The organism is Microcystis aeruginosa NIES-4325 (assembly GCF_008974145.1).
In the GTDB taxonomy this organism is placed as follows: Bacteria; Cyanobacteriota; Cyanobacteriia; order Cyanobacteriales; family Microcystaceae; genus Microcystis; species Microcystis aeruginosa_G.
The window spans coordinates 1-674 of sequence record NZ_BJKP01000108.1 but is presented as its reverse complement, the minus strand read 5'-3'; the positions used below and the strand labels follow the sequence as shown (position 1 = coordinate 674).

The following is a 674-nucleotide window of genomic DNA, read 5'->3' as shown; positions in this document are numbered from 1 at the left end:
ACAAAAGTTCGTCCTAAAGCATGAAAATCTGATTGAATCACCGCTTGGCCATGTTGTTGTTCATTGGGTGTATATCCGGCTGAGGTAATACCTGTTACTTGTTGACCTTTGAACTTTTGATGATAGGTTTGGGTTTCTTCCCTTGCTGTGCCAAAATCAATTAACACCAACTCGCCACTATTCCGCAGCATGATATTAGGGGGTTTAATATCTCGATGCAGCCAATTCTGTTGATGAATTTTATCGAGAATTAAAGTAATTTCTCTCAGCCATTTTAAGGCTCGTTTTTGACTTAATTTATCATACTGGTTTAGCCACTGTTCTAAATTAATACCCTCCACTTTTTCCATGACTAAACAGTGTAATATTTTTCCCTCCCTTGTGGAATATTGAAAATAGACATCTGCTTGAGGAACACCGGTGACATTTTGACGACTTAACTCTAATAAAACGTCATATTCCCGTTTAAATAATTCCACTGCCTTCGGTTCATTATTCCATTTTTCTTGTAATACCTTGAGGATTTTGGCTGTAAAACCTTCAAAAGCCTCATAAACAACCCCAAAACCGGTCGTATCACTCAATAGCCGACTTACCCTATATTGACCATTTAACAACAATTGAGAGCCGCAACTTTGACAGTAACGAGTATTCGAGTTATTATTACTCGGATG

General features: G+C 37.8%; 1 protein-coding gene. It reads right to left on the bottom strand.

Annotation, left to right across the window (positions count from 1 at the left end):
* Nucleotides 1-674: serine/threonine protein kinase (locus tag MiAbW_RS19190; protein WP_238707369.1), on the bottom strand; the 674-nt coding region annotated here is incomplete at both ends.